The sequence below is a fragment of the Terriglobales bacterium genome, assembly GCA_035567895.1.
In the GTDB taxonomy this organism is placed as follows: Bacteria; Acidobacteriota; Terriglobia; order Terriglobales; family Acidobacteriaceae; genus Gp1-AA112.
In genome coordinates this window covers 1-16,268 of record DATMPC010000073.1, presented here as the reverse complement: position 1 = coordinate 16,268, position 16,268 = coordinate 1, and the positions used below count along the sequence as shown (strand labels likewise).

Annotated in this window: 18 protein-coding genes; 10 read left to right on the top strand and 8 right to left on the bottom strand. The window is 55.5% G+C overall.

From position 1 onward, the window contains the following. The coding region (locus VNX88_15340) for a BrnA antitoxin family protein (GenBank protein ID HWY70044.1) at positions 1-325 on the top strand (325 nt) is incomplete at its 5' end. 258 nt (positions 326-583) lie between these two features. Here VNX88_15340 and VNX88_15335 read toward each other — a convergent pair. From VNX88_15335 to VNX88_15325, 3 genes are read right to left on the bottom strand one after another with little or no spacing between them, the layout of a single operon-like run. After that, a complete protein-coding gene (locus tag VNX88_15335) occupies positions 584-1,051 on the bottom strand; it encodes a hypothetical protein (protein ID HWY70043.1) in 468 nt (155 codons plus the stop codon). Continuing rightward, the gene (locus tag VNX88_15330) at positions 1,048-1,173 is read right to left on the bottom strand and encodes a hypothetical protein (protein HWY70042.1); all 126 of its coding nucleotides are present in this window, start codon (positions 1,171-1,173) and stop codon (positions 1,048-1,050) included. The genes VNX88_15335 and VNX88_15330 overlap by 4 nt, the downstream gene beginning before the upstream one ends. A gap of 5 nt (positions 1,174-1,178) precedes the next feature. After that, positions 1,179-1,559, bottom strand: a complete 381-nt coding sequence (locus VNX88_15325; GenBank protein HWY70041.1) for a DUF4267 domain-containing protein — start codon at positions 1,557-1,559, stop codon at positions 1,179-1,181. Between the two features lie 107 nt (positions 1,560-1,666). On the opposite strand from VNX88_15325, the gene VNX88_15320 reads away from it, so the two are divergent. Next, a complete protein-coding gene (locus VNX88_15320; protein ID HWY70040.1) occupies positions 1,667-2,275 on the top strand; it encodes a TetR/AcrR family transcriptional regulator in 609 nt (202 codons plus the stop codon). A 120-nt stretch (positions 2,276-2,395) separates the two neighbouring features. Then, complete coding sequence (locus VNX88_15315) at positions 2,396-3,076, top strand: lipid-binding SYLF domain-containing protein (GenBank protein ID HWY70039.1); 681 nt, start codon at positions 2,396-2,398, stop codon at positions 3,074-3,076. A gap of 210 nt (positions 3,077-3,286) precedes the next feature. On the opposite strand, the gene VNX88_15310 is transcribed toward VNX88_15315, so the two are convergent. After that, the gene (locus tag VNX88_15310; GenBank protein HWY70038.1) at positions 3,287-5,209 is read right to left on the bottom strand and encodes an amidase family protein; all 1,923 of its coding nucleotides are present in this window, start codon (positions 5,207-5,209) and stop codon (positions 3,287-3,289) included. An 833-nt stretch (positions 5,210-6,042) separates the two neighbouring features. Between VNX88_15310 and VNX88_15305 the strand changes: the two genes are divergently transcribed. The 4 genes from VNX88_15305 (at position 6,043) to VNX88_15290 (ending at position 10,304) form a co-directional block, all read left to right on the top strand. Next, positions 6,043-6,996 (top strand): ABC transporter ATP-binding protein, encoded by a 954-nt coding sequence (locus VNX88_15305; protein HWY70037.1) that lies wholly within the window; start codon positions 6,043-6,045, stop codon positions 6,994-6,996. Then, the gene (locus VNX88_15300) at positions 6,993-8,276 is read left to right on the top strand and encodes an ABC transporter permease (GenBank protein HWY70036.1); all 1,284 of its coding nucleotides are present in this window, start codon (positions 6,993-6,995) and stop codon (positions 8,274-8,276) included. Before VNX88_15305 ends, VNX88_15300 begins: the two co-directional genes overlap by 4 nt. Positions 8,277-8,511: 235 nt before the next feature. Continuing rightward, entirely contained in the window at positions 8,512-9,687 is a 1,176-nt protein-coding gene (locus VNX88_15295) for a hypothetical protein (GenBank protein HWY70035.1), read from the top strand. A 41-nt stretch (positions 9,688-9,728) separates the two neighbouring features. Next, positions 9,729-10,304: a hypothetical protein gene (locus VNX88_15290; GenBank protein HWY70034.1), complete on the top strand. Its 576-nt coding sequence runs from the start codon at positions 9,729-9,731 to the stop codon at positions 10,302-10,304. A gap of 530 nt (positions 10,305-10,834) precedes the next feature. Here the strand turns inward: VNX88_15290 and VNX88_15285 are convergent. Further along, complete coding sequence (locus VNX88_15285) at positions 10,835-11,554, bottom strand: hypothetical protein (protein ID HWY70033.1); 720 nt, start codon at positions 11,552-11,554, stop codon at positions 10,835-10,837. Positions 11,555-12,223: 669 nt separating this feature from the next. Then, positions 12,224-12,667, bottom strand: a complete 444-nt coding sequence (locus VNX88_15280; protein ID HWY70032.1) for a hypothetical protein — start codon at positions 12,665-12,667, stop codon at positions 12,224-12,226. Positions 12,668-13,466: 799 nt separating this feature from the next. Between VNX88_15280 and VNX88_15275 the strand changes: the two genes are divergently transcribed. Further along, the gene (locus VNX88_15275) at positions 13,467-13,952 is read left to right on the top strand and encodes a hypothetical protein (GenBank protein HWY70031.1); all 486 of its coding nucleotides are present in this window, start codon (positions 13,467-13,469) and stop codon (positions 13,950-13,952) included. Between the two features lie 103 nt (positions 13,953-14,055). After that, a complete protein-coding gene (locus VNX88_15270; GenBank protein ID HWY70030.1) occupies positions 14,056-14,493 on the top strand; it encodes a DUF695 domain-containing protein in 438 nt (145 codons plus the stop codon). A gap of 26 nt (positions 14,494-14,519) precedes the next feature. Here VNX88_15270 and VNX88_15265 read toward each other — a convergent pair whose 3' ends face one another. Both VNX88_15265 and VNX88_15260 read right to left on the bottom strand, forming a co-directional pair. Further along, a complete protein-coding gene (locus VNX88_15265; GenBank protein ID HWY70029.1) occupies positions 14,520-15,011 on the bottom strand; it encodes a hypothetical protein in 492 nt (163 codons plus the stop codon). A 205-nt stretch (positions 15,012-15,216) separates the two neighbouring features. After that, complete coding sequence (locus tag VNX88_15260) at positions 15,217-15,633, bottom strand: hypothetical protein (protein ID HWY70028.1); 417 nt, start codon at positions 15,631-15,633, stop codon at positions 15,217-15,219. 334 nt (positions 15,634-15,967) lie between these two features. Between VNX88_15260 and VNX88_15255 the strand changes: the two genes are divergently transcribed. After that, positions 15,968-16,268 (top strand): hypothetical protein (locus VNX88_15255; GenBank protein HWY70027.1); only part of this gene is annotated, 301 nt, incomplete at its 3' end.

The following is a 16,268-nucleotide window of genomic DNA, read 5'->3' as shown; positions in this document are numbered from 1 at the left end:
ATCAGAATCATTTCGGCGCGAAAGGCCACTCCGCGAGAAAGGAGGATGTATGACCAAAATCAAGAAAAAGCAACTTAGGGAGATCCATGCGCTCGCGGCAATGAGCGATGCTGAGATTGACACTTCCGACATCCCGGAAGTGAAGGATTGGAGCGGAGCCGTTCTAGGGAAGTTCTATCGTCCGATTAAAAAGCCGGTGACCGTTCCGCTCGACGCGGATGTAATCGCCTGGCTCAAATCGCAAGGACGCGGCTATCAGACCCGCATCAACAGTCTGCTCCGGGCGGCCATGACGCAAAACAGGACGCGACGCAGGCGGGCGTGAGGCGAGCGGAGGAGTTTGGGAGTAACACGTATGGCATTTTGACTATCAAGAACTTCCCTGATGTCTGTACAAAAGCCTTCCGGCGCGAGCGAGGCAGCAGCGTCGATCGATTGCACAACAGGCCATACATCTCCTCAGCGACGCTCTGGAAGCCCGGGACCTCTTTCGATCTTGGAACTTAAGGGATTCCAGCGATAAGAGTGGGCCAAGCGTGGCCCCAGCAGCAGCGCCGGCGAAGGGTGCGCCACCCGGCCACATTTACGCCGAAACGACTAGTAACACGAGGCACTGGGCAAGCAGGGACACAACGAGCAACGGAACACGGATCAATAACACCCTATCCCACGACGCCTGTAGCTCTCGACCGTTGTCGAGTCTTTCTCCGGTTTTTGCCGCTTCGGTTTGAATCCGATTAATTGGTTTTGACAAGAGATTGTAGAGAATGACGAACAGAATCAGCATTAGTAGCGATGCGAGATAGAACCAGCGCTGCCCACTCCTGCTTAATACGACCAGCAAGAGGTTGGACAAGATCGCCAAGACGCCCCAGATCGGCATCCGCGCGTCGGCGAACATGTGGAAGAAACCCATGATTTCGGTTCCGGCAGATGGTGAAGCCAATCTGAGAGCGGAACGGCCGATAGTCAAAAAGAACATGTCCGTGCCAAACACAACTGCTGTGCTTAGAATCCCAGCTAGAGACAACAGCCACATCCAATGGTTCATAGTTCCTCCGCCTTTCTAACCGTCGCCGCGGCGATTTGCTGGAGTACTTCCAGCAGATTGAATTCGTCCCAATGCTCGACCAGCTTCCCATCCTTCAGGCGCCATAGATCGGTGTGAGGCATTCCTCTCAAATGGCATGGATCAGCAAGAAGCCGACGACAAGCATCACCGCGCAGGCTACGCCATGAACGGAGAATGCTCGCGACTTCGACCCGCCCGACCCCAGAACAATGGACATGTCGCCAAAAGGGATGATGGCGAAAACGAGTAGAGCTATGCCTACTAACCGCCTGTCTGTGGTCAGCATCATGGTCAGCACGACCAATCCAGATGCGACGTCCCGAATTCCTTTAAGACGTAGCCAGGCAAGAGTGTCAGCATCGGATGCAGGCGGCTTTAGACCAAATGATTGTAAGGCTCGTTCAGGAGACGCAAGGTAGAAACAACCGATAATCATGATCCCCACAGCTATGAGAGCCGCAAGGATGAGCGGAATCGCGTCATGCATATAATAATCTCCATGGTAGAAAATCTAGCAACGCTATATTAGATGAGAAGCATTCGGAAAAGTTTCACCATCCGCCGTTGATCCTAGCAGCGCTATAATTCCTATCAATGGGAACGACGCTGGCAGCTAACCGAATTGCGGAACGAAAACTGCGGGACAGGCAGGCCCGCCGGGCACAGATTATCAGTGCCGCCCGACGGATCGCGGAGCTTGAAGGGTGGTCGAACGTAACCGTTCGGCGGCTATCCGACGAAATTTCATACAGCCAACCCGTTTTGTACGCTCATTTTGGCAGCCGCGAGGGGATTCTCGCCGCGGTTGCTATCGAGGGTTTCCAGGAGATGGGCCTGGCTTTGGAGAAGGCACGGAAACGGGCTCAGCGTGGCGATACGGTCAAATCGGTCGCGGCCGCATATCTGGAATTCGCCATATCCTCGCCTGCACTCTATGAGGTGATGTTTTCCCTCAGCCTAAGCGTGCCATTCGATGACGCGGCTACTCCTCCGGAGCTGCGTTTCGCGTTTTCCCAACTCCTGGAGTTGTTTCAGGGGCAGAGCTCGAAGTCAGAGGTTATATCGGAACTGTTTTGGGCGAGCCTCCATGGTATCGCCGAGCTGATAAGAACCAAGCGATTTCCGCGCAGCCGTCAGAAAGAGCGCGTGAGGGCGCTCGTCGAGCTCTTCACTTTCCCAAAGATGAAACGGCACAGGCGGTGAAAGCGCGATGACTGGAGATCTTTTCGGGCGAGCGGCCTAAATCCACAAGAGTGCAACGAATAGTAAGATGTTCGGCGGGATTGCAAGCTTGGGAACTGAATCTCAAAGTAGGAGGATCCTATGAAGAAACTGCTTGTTTTCGCCTGTGTTGCCGGCATGAGCGCACGAGCGTTTTGCGCCAGCAATGTCGAAAAGCTGGATTCACGGATCAATGAATCGCGTACCGTGATTCAGGAGATTATGGCCACGCCTGACAAAGCGATCCCGGACAGTATTACCAAGAAGGCAGTCTGCATCGGCGTAATACCCGGAGTGAAGAAGGGCGCTTTCATTGTCGGCGGGGAATATGGCCAGGGTGTCGTGACCTGCCGCACCGGACACGGTTGGAGTGGACCGGTTTTCATTCGTCTGGGAGGAGGATCTTTTGGCCTGCAGCTCGGCGGCCAGGCCACGGATGTGGTGCTAGTCGCTGTAAATGACAGGGGCTTCCAGGCTCTGCTTCATAGCAAGTTCAAGATCGGTGGAGACGCTTCAGCCGCAGCTGGCCCCGTAGGGCGCGATGCCCAGGCCTCGACGGATGTAACCTTGAAAGCCGAACTGCTTACGTGGTCTCGCGCCAAGGGGCTCTTTGCCGGTATCGATCTAAACGGAGCTTCCATCAGCCAAAACACGGACGACACAACGAAACTCTACGGCGCAGGGCACAGCTACGAACAGATCCTGCATGGAAAGGTACCAGCGCCCCCCGCTTCAAAGCCGTTCCTGCAGACTGTGTCGAAATATTTCCGAAGCGCTCAGTGAGAGCTCCGCAGCTGATGTGCCCGATTCCGTTGAGGAAGCTAGACAACGATGTCCGGACGTTCGCTGGTTGCCTTCTTAAATTCCCAGAATTGGCTACGTGAAGTAAATCGCTACCTTCCGACTGACCCAGCGGCGCCCGGCGCCGAGCCCAAAACAGAAAAGCGGCGGAAGCGCTCGAAGCGCTCCCGCCGCCATTAGCAAAAATCAAGGCTACATGTGATGCGGTGGAATCTTGGGCACGGCCTTCGATGGGCGTGCAAGCGTCGTGCCGGCAGTATTTGCCGTGGTCGCATCGCCGACGAAAGTTGGCTGGAAGCGCGCATGCGTGACGGCTTCGAACCCGGAAGCCAAGGTGATCAGCGTCCGCTCACTGAAGGCGGTTCCGATGAAGCTGATGCCCATCGGCAGCCCCGGATCGTTCGGGCCTGGCGCACTCAGTCCAAGTACCTTCGCCGCCGGTACGTTGATGATTGGATATCCTGGCGCCCCAGCAAATCCAGAGCTGGCAAACAGGAAGTGGTCGGTAAGCACAAGGTCTGTCGTCCAGGCTGGGCTGTCGGTTGGCGCGAGGAGTGCGTCGAGGTGATGCGTGCTCAATGCCGCGTCAATGTTGACGCCCAATTGTTGGTCCAGCTTCAGAGCGTCGTTGTAGGTGGTCCCGCCTGTTGCCGTGCAGTCAGGAGTCGTGGGGGTAAAGAGGGCCGGCTGGCAAAGGTTCGGGGCGGCAGTGTTGAGAGCCTGGGCCGCCAGGAAGATTTCCTGGCCGAAGTACGGCATTTCCAGGTTTGCATGAGCATTGTCGAAGTTGATTGCGTCCTGCAGCGTGCCTCCGCCGATCGGCACGCCGGAACGCGGAGCAAGGTAGGCGGCCAGGTCGTTCTTGAGGTCGTAGAGCAAAACGAAGAACTCTCCGGCGCCTGCATTGTTGGCGAACGGGTTGACGGCCGGCGATACGTTGGTGCAATTCGTCAGCGCGGCGCCTGTGTCGTCAACGCACCCTCCATCGTCGAGATCGAGGATTTGCGCGCCGGCCGCGCCGATCGCATTCACCGCATCGAAAAACCCGGCCTGGACTTGAGGAGGGGCAGAGTCGACGCCGGAGCGCGTCATTCCCAGGCGTGCGCCGCCGGGGTGAATATCCGAAAGCCCCTTGGGATCGAGGGACTTCGTGTAATCGATGCTACGCAGGTCCGGTCGGCTCTTGCCCGGCAGCGGATGGCCTGGGTCGCAAGCTACTCCGGAAGCATTGGCACATGCTTCCCAGCCCAGAGGCACGCCAGCCGTGTAGGGATCGCCGGGATCGGCCGTGCGGCTGATCAGTGCATTCAGCGCCATAGCTGCATCGGCGACGGTACGCGCGTGCGGGCCAACGGTGTCCTGATTGTGGGAAATCGGAACCACGCGACTGCGGCTTACGAGGCCAATCGTCGGTTTGATGCCGACTACCCCGTTGATGCTGGCAGGGCACACGATGCTGCCATCCGTCTCGCTGCCAAACGACACGGTGGCGAAGTTCGCAGAAGCAGCGGCTCCTGAGCCGGAGCTCGATCCGCAGGCGTTGCGATCAAGCGAATAGGGATTGTGAGTGAGCCCTCCGCGTCCCGACCATCCGCTGCTTGAAAAGGTGGAGCGGAAGTTCGCCCACTCAGAAAGGTTTGTCTTGCCAAGAATGATCGCGCCGGCATTCACCAGATTTTGCGCCAGCGTGGAGTTAAACGGCGCCGACGCGCATTGAGCTTGAAAGCACAGTGCGAGCGAACCGGCAGTAGTAGCCATTCCGTAAACAGGACTGGTGTCAATGTTGTCTTTCAAAAGCACAGGGATTCCCAAAAGCGGCAAGTGGCTGCCGGCACGGCGGGCAGCGTCGGCATCGCGCGCTTGCGCAAGAGCATTCGGGTTGAGCTGGATGATTGAGTTCACGCCGTTTTGATCGAGCGCGAAGATCCGGTGGAGATAGAACTGAACCAGTTGCTGGGAGGTGAGGTTACCGTTCGCCATCATCCCCTCGAGCTGCTGAATTGTGGCCTCGTTAAATTCGGTCGGAGCTGAGTTGGGGTTCTGCGCTACCGCAAAAGCAGAAAGCGCGAGGATTGTGATTGCCCAGGCAACTTTATGCCTCGCCTTGGAAAACATACAACGCCTCCTGTTGAATTTCGGTTATCCGGACATACTGAGGTCTGTTGCGGGGCAAAAGCTAAGCTCCTGCTGGCTGAAAGTCAAGCCGAAGGCGGCTTTGCGGCGATTAAATGTTGGGAAGAAAGGGAAAGCCTGACGCCCCCTTAAAAGGCGACCCTTGCCAGGGAATTCTAGGGGACAGGCGGGACGTTCACCATCAACTGATCAATCTCCAAAACTGCGGATGATATTGCCCTGCCGAACAGCCGGAGATCGAATGCATCCGGAGGTTCTTTCCAGCACACTCTTCCACGCCCGGCTGGTGAAAATTTTGTAGAGCAACGGATTGCTCAAATATTTTTTTTTCTTTGGCTTGCAAGTTGTTGATGCATCTGCCCGAAGAAATTTGGCGAGCAACGGACGAAGCTCGTCTGGAGCGCGCTGCGCGTGCCATCATGGGAGTGCCATGAATCACAGGTCTGTACCAATGTGGGATTCTCGAAACGGAACAGCAGGCGAACTGTCGCGCCCGCCCGCCGAGCAGCCCCGCGGTTTTGCCTTGGCGGCGGAGGCAGAAAGTCAGAAAATCCCCAAGAACTCCCCGGCGGTTTCGGGGATTATCCCCGCGGGATCCCCGGCGCTCTCGGGGATTAATCCCCGGCAATCCCCGGGAGGTTCGGGGATTCGTTGCCATCCGAAGGTTGTCGATACCAGGTCAACTGCGCTTTGGCGGCAAATTATTCTTGCCGTCACCGACAACTAACCAAATTCTGCCCTCAGCAAAACCAAGTTTCCACCCGCTACAATGGCGACGCGTACGTAAATCGCGAGAGCAACTCCACGAGGGGAAAATGGCGTCGGCACCGATCGTTCCCGCTCCTATTTCAGTGTTGCCTCTGCGCATTGAAGCACTTGCTAAACGCTTTGGAGAATTGAGCGCGGTCGACGGGATTACCCTTGAGTTGCACGGCGGGGAGTGTTTGGGATTGCTCGGTCCGAACGGAGCCGGCAAAAGCACGCTGATTCGGAGCATCGTGGGTCGCGTGATCCCGGATGCGGGCAAGGTATTAATCTTCGGCGCTCCCGCGGATTCGGCTAGTGCACGCATGGCGATGGGCTGGGTTCCACAAGATCTGGCACTTTATCCCCGGTTAACCTGCCGGGAAAACCTAGAAGCGTTCGGCCGATATCACGGCTTGGGCCGCGCTGCTCTCATCACTGCGGTGGCGTGGTGCCTGGAGTGGGCAGGCCTCGCCGACCGAGCAGATGACACTGTTGCGAGCTTCTCCGGAGGAATGAAACGACGGCTGAACATGGCAGCCGGACTCATCCACCGTCCCAAGGTGATTCTGATGGACGAGCCGACCGTCGGCGTTGATCCGCAGTCGCGCAATCGGATCTTTGAGATGATCGAGAAGCTGCGTGAGCAGGGAATCTCGATGATCTACACGACACACTACATGGAAGAGGCGGAACGGCTGTGCGATCGAATCGCCATCATTGATCATGGGCGCATCATTGCTCTGGGAACGAAGGAAGAGTTGGTGCGCAACGCTTTTGCATCCCGCAGCGAGGTAATTGCCCGATTCGGGAATTCCGACGAGAGCGTCCTTGCCTGGGTGAGAGAACGCGGTGGACTCTTCGACGACGGCATGGCACGGTTCACCATTGAGCGTGCGGCGGAAATCGCTGGATTACTCGAGGCCGCCGCGAATGCCGGCCACGAACTCGTCGATGTCTCCCTGCGCAAGCCCAACCTGGAATCGGTGTTTCTGCATTGGACCGGAAGGGAGTTGCGCGATTGATCTTCGCCATCGTTCGCACTGCCTTAACTGCGCTGCGGCGCGACCGCGGAGCACTTGCTCTGAGCTTCATACTGCCGGTAGCGTTCTTCACCATCTTTGCCGTGATCTTCGGCGGACGAAGAGACACTACCCCAAAGATCAGCGTGATCGTGGTCGACGAAGACCATAGCCGGGCATCGCAACAACTGGTGAAAGGTCTCAGCGCGGAATCTCTGTCGGTAAAGACCAGGCCGGCGTCAAAGCGGGGCATTGATCAGCCTGAATACACAGCAGCGACGGCGGAGGCTGCGGTCAAAGCCGGTGCTGCGCCGGTGGCGCTTATCATTCCGCGGGGTTTCGGAGAAAATCCTATTGCGTTCGGTGGCGGCTCAGAGCGTTCCACGATCCAGCTGCTCAAGGACAGCAGTGACATGGTTGCGCCGCAGATGATTACCGGCTTGCTGCAAAAGGTGGCGATGACGGCAATGCCCGACGTAATGGCAGCGCAGGGATCGAAGTATATGGAGACGTACGCCGGCGGACTTACCCCGGAACAGCGGAAGCGACTCGATCAGGGCCTGGAAGAACTCCGGAAGCGGGACAGCGGCGGGAATAGCAGCGCGCAGACACCCCGGGATTCCAATAGCGGAATGCCGATTTCGGTTACCGCGCGCGACGTCGTGGGCGAAAACAAAAATAATCCGATGGTGTCCTTCTACGCGGCGGCCATCGGAGTCATGTTCCTTCTTTTTACCGCGAGCAGCGCCGGCGGTTCTTTGCTGGACGAGGCGGAGAGCGGCACGCTCGACCGCGTGCTCAGTTCACAAGTCACTATGGGGACGCTGTTGGCAGGCAAGCTTTGCTATTGTTCGCTGTTGGCATTCTCACAACTGATACTCATGTTCGTTTGGGCCTGGTTGGTTTTTAAGCTGGATTTCATTCCCCACTTGGCCGGCTTTTTCATCATGGGACTTTCGACAGCTTTCTCCGTGGCAGCGTTTGGGATGCTGTTGGCAAGTACGTGCCGAACTCGCGCGCAGCTCGGTCCGCTGTCGACGTTAGTAATCCTGATCATGTCTTCCGTGGGCGGGAGCATGTTCCCGCGCTTTCTCATGCCCGAAGCAATGCAGAAAGCGGGGCTGCTGACCATCAATGCCTGGGCGATTGACGGCTTCACGAAGGTTTTTTGGCGCGATGAACCTGTCACACACCTGTGGCCGCAGGTCCTGGTTCTACTGATTGTGGGCGTGCTCTTTTTCTTAATCGCCCGCAGACTCGCGCGACGCTGGGAATATTCATAACCGACGTTCCACCCCTGGGCGAGCAACTCAAAGCTTACGAATCGGCGCGACGGACAATTTCCGGATTGCCGACAATCCATCCTGGATCGTTGGGGCGCCATTTGTTTGAGGCTATAATCGCGCGCACATAAGAATGGCCGACTTCCAAATGCGATTAAACAGACTCGAGAAACAGAATCCAGACAGCCTGGACAAACTAACCAAAGATGGTTGCTCCTGAGACATGAAGAGCGCCATGCGACTGACGGGCGGTTTGGTGGCTTGCCTAGTGGTGGGAATCTTCGTTGCTGGTTGGCGCACGGGAGCGACGGCTGCCGGAGCCAACAGTTCTGAAGGCGTGGTGGCTCACCGCGATAAGCCGGAAACAAAAATCGCGAACTCTTGGGATCCGAAGGCTGCGGCCGCTTACTTGGACCAGCGGCAATCGTGGTGGATGGAATGGCCCAGAGCCCAGCGGGACCATGAAACTTTCTGCGTGTCGTGCCACACCGCTGTTCCTTATGCTCTTTCGCGTTCCGCTCTTCGAACAGCCCTTGCCGAGCAAGCCCCATCTCCGAACGAGCGACGGCTGCTGGACAGCGTCACGAAGCGCGTGCGCCTCTGGAAGGAAGTTGAACCGTTCTACAAGGATGCGGACCGCGGGCCGTACAAGTCCGTCGAGTCGCGCGGAACGGAATCCGTTCTCAACGCGCTGATTCTTTCGAGCCGTGATGCGCAAAGCGGCCAACTCAGCAACGACGCGCATACGGCGTTTGAGAACATGTGGGCCGAACAGCAAATTGCCGGCAATCAGAAAGGCGCATGGCTCTGGCTGCGCTTTAAGAACGAGCCGTGGGAAGCGGACGATTCGGACTACTTCGGAGCCACGCTGGCCGCCGTCGCCATTGGTATCGCACCAGGAAACTATCGCGCAACGCCCGAAGTCCAAACCAGCCTCAAGCTGTTGCGGGAATACCTCAACCGCGAATTTGCCGTGCAGACCACTATTAATCGCGTCCTTCTCTTGTGGGCCGCTGTGAAGCTGCCGGGACTGCTCGAACCAGTTCGGCAGAAGGCCATCATTGCCGAGCTTCTGGAAAAGCAGCAGGCTGACGGTGGCTGGAGCCTGTCTTCTCTGTCTGGCGACTGGAAACGCGCGGATGGAACGTCTCAGGAAACGACGAGCGACGGTTATGCGACGGGGCTGATCACCTTTGTTCTTCAGCAGGCCAGGATTTCGCCCGAAAACGCCAAACTGCAGCGGGGGCTTACCTGGCTCACTGCGAATCAGGACAAGACGGAGGGTTCCTGGGCGGCCTACTCTCTGAACAAGAACAAAGAGAACCATATCAGTCCAGAGACCGCGCTCTTTATGAACGACGCAGCCACTTCGTACGCTGTGCTCTCCCTGACTGCCGCCAATCGTCGCTAGAGAACTTAAGACGGATTGTCCGTTCCGAGTAAAGAGGCATCATGTCGAAGAACGGCGGCATCATCGGGGTATCAGATCACGGCGGATGGGCGGTGCTGGTGACGGTTGCGAGTGATGGAACGCTCCTCGACCGCCGCCGAATAAAACTCTTGGACGCGGGCCTGCCGAAGCTTCCGCACCACCACGAAGGCCAAGGGCTCCCGCTCGACGAGGCCGTGGAGTTAGTCGAGCGCGTGCGCGTGTCGGCACAGAGGCATGCGGTGCTTGCCTTGGACGCAGTCACGATGGCGGTGCCGCGTGTCCTTGGTCTCGCCCTTCGCAAGTGCCCACAGCTTCCACCCACGATTGCCGAGCGAATCAAGGACTACCGTGCGCAGAACGTCGCCGACTGGGTGATGTACCGCAAGGCCCTGGCCTCTGCAGCCGAGGCACGGGGTTGGCCCGTCCGCTGGTACGACGCGAAGAGCGTGTTGGGTGCGGCGAGCCACGCGTTGCGTGTAGAGAACCTCGACGCTCACTTCCTCCAGGTGAGGAGGGCGGTCGGGCCGCCCTGGGACAAGGATCACAAGCTCGCAATGGCGGCGGCCATAGTCACGGCGAGCGCGCTTGTGGAGTAACCCGCGCAGAACCTAGAGTAAGGCCGCTTCAAAAAATTCCTGTTCCGAAACAACCTGACTTTGAACAACTCCCCGGGCCAGAAGTCGGGTTCTGGGACGATGCAGTGGCACACACATCCTACAAGCCCGTTTCTGGATAGTTTCAGTGTTGCCGACGACGCGTCAACAATGGGCACTCGAAGTACGCTGCCCCTGCGATAGATTGGACTTAGTGCTTTTGCAATTTCCAGTCCTTGGGCCAAAACGAAACCTGCACTTGCGTTGTGAAATTGGTTTGGGGGCCGGAGGCCAGGAGCGGGGCGACCCAGCGCTCGTACTGCATCATGACTTGCAGATCGAGGCCATTTTGCCAGCGGTACTTGAACCCGCCATATGCGTCCTGCGGGCTCCTGAGCTTTGCTAATCGTCTTAGTGGCGTTACCCATGTCGCTTACTCAAGGTGTCCGGGGATATGGACTGCACGTGTTGTATTGGCGCTGACTTTTTATTTCGGACATCTCGTAATACTTCTCAACTTCCTTGGTATCCACCTATGCGTTCTTGTTCGAGGAAGGACTTCTTCGTAGTTTCCGTATGCGCTGCAGACGCTCGAGCTTTTGTTGCGCGCAGTAAAACTCTCTTTGCAACGTTGTTTGATTTCGAAGAATTCGATCCATGGCGCCTTCGTCGGGCACTAAGCTTGCACGTTTTAGAGCGTCGACCTTCGATTTTTCAAGCATCAGTACAGCATCTAAGCGCGCGCTTAAGGATTGACGCAAGCCCATCAGAGCGGCGAGCAAGCTTTCCTTCGCGGCTTCTGTTCCAGTACCTTCGAGTCCCGTGCCACACTTGGTCTCCGTTACTTCTGCCACTACACCACAAGCTCGTGCGACGAATTGGTCTTCGGAACCAAATTGTGCGCTCAACAGCCCGACCTCACCTTCGTCTAAAAGTCCTTTCTCATTGACGGTGCTTATGAATCCATCCAAGGCATTTATTAAGTCTTGCAATCCGAGAGAGCTATTGCGGGAGCTCTGGCGACCCTTGAGCGCATTTGTTTCGATCTTTGCAGAATCCCAACTATCGTCAAGAACACGGTTATGGACGCTTCCAGCGGCCTTGGTCATTGCAATGGACATTGCGTGACGATTTGCGTCTCGTTCTTCGAGTCGCTCCAGACCCTCGATTAACGTGCGAAGTCCGGAATGATAGTCCAAGAGTCCAGCTTCACTCTTGAGCGCCCTCCCGAGGCGCCAGTATATGGTTGCCATGAACTCGACCTGGATTTCCTCTAAGATTCCAACCGGCTGCAGCGAATTCCTGAGTTCTTCGAGAACCAAATGTAGGTCTTCTTGTTTTTCACCAGTTGCATCATTTTGGAGGACGACAGCCTTTAACAAGATGCCGTGTTCCAAAGCGTTCCATTTGCTGACGGATGTTGAGTGGACTCCTGGTGATTTCTGAGCTGCTTTCGGCCGCGACGAAGTCTTGTTTGCCACTCAAGCTCTCCTAAATCAAATTAATCTGAATGAACCGCAAAGGAGATACGGCAACCGCATTTTGCTGCACGGTGCTTTCACGTATTTGCGCTCTGCGGTTGGCGTATGACGCTTCCCGCAAGTCTTCGAGCGTTGCATTTTTGCACTTCGCGAGTACCGAAATTGAGGATCGTTCATGGCGTATGTCCCAAGTCAGCTACCACTGCCAAATTTGATCGGCCGCTACTACCGTTCAATGTCGTTCCGCGCCCACCACCGTTCGAACGGTATGAACGCCAATTTACGGAGCTCTGGACTGCGCTAGCGCAGTCCAGTTTCTTGCGTTGCCGGTTGGATCTCGCATCATCGCTTTCTAATATCCAGGTTCTTTGTCATGCTCCAGTGCCTCACCGTTACACGATGTAGCTCCGTTTCCGAATTTCGAGCTCTGCAACGTCGAGACTAGGGAATTTCCCCAATCAGCAGTTGCTCTGTCTTCATCAAGACATTCGCAATATATGCAACCGCGTAAGCGTCTTTCCCGTCGATTCTGCCCGCGCAAAGATCGACTAGCACTTGCGCGAGGATACCTTTGATTTCTGCGATTGTTTCGGGCGGAGGAAAGTCCCTTAGCGTGCGCTCAACAATTGAGCTGCGGCGCCGAGCTGCTCCGCTGCGCCGACCCAAATCGGCAGCACGTTCTGGATTGGCGTGCAGGCTGCAGAAGTCGCCTTCTGAAACTCGCGCGCGGCAAGGCGCACCAGTACGGGTGAGGCCTGCGCAAGTGCGCCGCCTATCCGTTTGTGTTTGGGAGCTGTCGCCGCTGAGCTCGCGAGTGTCGCTATGAGAAAGAACGTTCTCAACTGTCGAATCGGAATTTGCCGTAAAGGGGTCGTCGTCGAACATATCTGTAGCGCTCCAGGTTTTTTACTTGAACTACACGCGTACTACGGAGCTTCCACAGGGGTACTGCCAGGGGTACTGCGACTACCAAAGCGGCACTACGAAGCACTTCGGAACTCTCTGCCGAAGTACTCACAAGCTTCGGTTTAGAGTACACGACAGCTTATCATCAATTTTTGTTTCGTTTCCAGTAACAAAGTAGATACTCGGAGGGGCGTTTCGCCCAGAGTGTGCCAGAGAGCACGCGGCGATAGTCCAGCGTGAGTTCGTTTTGCGTACATGGCGCGCGCGCGAGAGACGACCTAGAAGACAAGATATCGCTTTATCTGCCGCTGCTTGGAACTTAATTGGAAATCGCGTAGAAATCTGCGGCAGGTGGTCAGGCCCGATCGCCTGTTTTGCCGAATAGGTCTTTTCTGGCTGTTTCTGCGTCCCACGAGCTACGAAACTGTCCCCGCCGAGGTATAGCCACCCTCCCAATGTGGGAATTAGATCTGTAAGACGAGAGCCGTACTTTTTCTTGAGGATCTCTGCCACTTGGCGGTAGCGAAACCCGCCTTCCCAAAATGCCAATTCTTTGAAGATGGTTTCACCGCTGTGCTTAATCAGCGTGTAAACCTCGTTGCCGTTGGAGGGGGCTTGCGTTTTCAAGGTGCAGTGGTACGCACTTCCTACAAGCCCGTTTCTGGATAGCTTCCGGGTTGGCCGTGACCTGTAAATCGAGCTGGTCCGCGTTATGAGCGTAATGGCCTGTTAACGCCAACAAAGAACTTGGCGCGTATCATGCGTTTGGAGTAGATGGATGCTCACGCGCATCGACAGGCGCACAGAAGAGATACAACGGTTCCGTGCCGTACCAGCGGCGTTCCAGAAAACCTTCAAGACTCCGCTTAAGGACTTGGAACGGTTCGTATCGACTTTTCTCGCGCCATTCGAGTTGGAAAAGGCTGTCTTGAGCACAGATGAAGTAGTATTCGAGCCTAAGACCCTCATCCGTGCGCTGGGAAGTGGTTCTGATCAGGCCGATGACTGGTACGAGTTCGTCGTTACCGCAGAGGGACAGAAAGAAATTTCTCAACTACTGGTGGCGGCCTTATCGGATTGGATAGACTTCTTGTTCGTTCCCAGTCCGGAACTATTTGCCATTTACGCAGATCACGACGAATTCACTACTTTCTACAGCAACGATCACTCGCGTTTAACCACATTGTGCTCAGGGCTGATTAGTAGTGGATTCGAGGCAGTGCCGGAGTACATGCGAGAGTCTTCCGGCGATAAGTGGCGATAGAGTCCACGTGTCTTGCTGTTCGGTGCGCGCGACAATTCCATTGCTCACTTAGATCGCACGTCGTCAGAGACATTTTGGAATGAGTTGAAGGCCCTAACTAAAAATGGCAATCGATTCGGGCGTCCAAGTTTGGGCGACGGCAATATCAACCAACGAGCACAATGGTAGAAAGATCATCTTCCGCTATGCCAAGGAATTGCGAGCGTCTTTTGACCGAGCCTGTCAGCCCCTTCGATTCATCATCGTGTGGAAATACCCATCCGAGAACGGCCAACCAATGGACGAAGACCACCAACGGATGAACCTGTTGGAAGACGCTCTGGAGTCGATTCTCAACGAAGATGGTTTTGCCACGCTAACACTGGTATCTACCGGTGAAGGCTTGCGAGAATGGACTTATTACGCAAAATCTGAAAATGAATTCATGAGCCGACTCAATTACGCATTTGCAGGAATGCCAGCATTCCCGATCGAGATTCATTCGGCATACGATCCCGGATGGGAGGTGTATGAGCGATTCAAGGCCGGGGTCAATGAGTGATAACGCCTTGATTTCAGCAGGTGACTTCAGCCGTAGAAGGTTTCCCAAAGAACGCGGCGGAATGTGAGCCATGGATTCAGACGGCGCACATAGATAACGATTTCCCCTGCGTGTGCTGCGGTTGACGATATGTGCGTCCGGCAGAAAGGATGATTGAAAACTTTTCCCGCTATCCCAGTCTGCAATACCTCCGAGGTTTGAAATGAATATTCCTGTGTGCAGGACCATGCAGACCACCCGCCTGCCTCAGGATCAATGCTCAGGGTTTGCGGTACGGGGTCGAAGATACGGAACACTGCTTCGCCGGTTTTCGCGGTTCTGCCGACCACCCAACCGGTGCCTGTATGTAGCCCGACTTCCCATCCCTTCACCGGGTGTCCGGTTCTGTAGTTGAGCACAAGGACTCTTACGTCCGTTCTGTAGTTGAGCACAAGGACTCTTACGTCCGACCGAGCTTGCGCGAAAGAAAGGCCGCAGCTCACGGCTGCGACTAGCAGGCTAGTTACGATTCTTGACATGTCCATCAATACACGACCATTCCGTTTGGGCGGCCATACACAAGAGGTAAATTGCGGGTCAATTCGTAAGTTTTTGAAACGTCTGGTACTGCGATCCCATGTCAAGCACGTTCAGAGGAAGGACAGTGGGCGTAACATCGCCATTACACAATCAACCCGAGCGGTCAAAACGTGTAAACGCCTGTTATCAGGAACTGAGGGGGACTCAGTCGATCCAACTGATGCAAGCTTCGGGATTGACGTCAATGCCCCGCTGAGCTGTTTCCACCAGCACAGATGGCACCCAACTCACTAGAGTTCGGTCAGAGAAGGAGACCCAAGTATCCCAGGGAGGCACATTGTTCACATCAAAGAATCCGTTTGAGCTGTATTTTGCCCCGCCATCCATCAACGTTTCACCGGGAACAAATACCAGCAGACGCCCTTGGTCTTGAGCACTAGCTTCATCCTCTGGAAACACCGCGTCGAGCAATTGAGAACGTTTTGCAACTACCTCGGCTACAGCGTCTGCCCAGCTTTCATCATTAGCAAATTCATCCATAGCAAAGCTAGGTTTCAAAGCTGCGCTTCTAAGTTGGGCATCAAGGGTCGAAAGTGAAAGCGGATCTGCTTCTTGCAGCATGGCTCTCGACTGATGCCATTCATCACTCTGCGTAAGCTCTTGCCAGTTGTATCGCAGTCTCTCGTACCCCCGCCGAAAGAGTCGATGAGACTTTTCAACTAAAGCACGACGATAGCGAATGACTGCAGGCTCATCTATGTGAGTTGTGAGTGGAAGAGTAGCGCACCACGAAATCGCCTCCGCCAGAGAGCGCTTGAAGCCAGGTGAATCAACATCAATCACAGGCCAATTGTAGCGTCGGAGTTGGCGTCAAATCGCCATTGCACTCAAAACATCAATGAGCGCTATCGCCTGATCTCAACACCTATCCCAGCGAACGATATACTTCGCCACGATGTCTTCCAAACTAAAGAATGCGTTTTCTACCGTTTACGCCACTGTGATTGTTATCGTGTGCGTGCTTTTGGCGACAATCTGCATGGTTCAAGCTTGGAGTGAAAGAGCCAGCAGGGGTACCGCAGCAGCATTCGCCATCTTCGCGATGTTATTCGTCTATATATCCATAGTCCTATTGTTTCAGGCTTACAGGTACTTCGAATACCGACGAGTGCTTGCAACGCTCGGTTTTTTGCCTCTGGACTGGAAAAAGGCTCCATTTAATGACTTGGTGCTTCGTGCCATTTTCCAGAATCGCA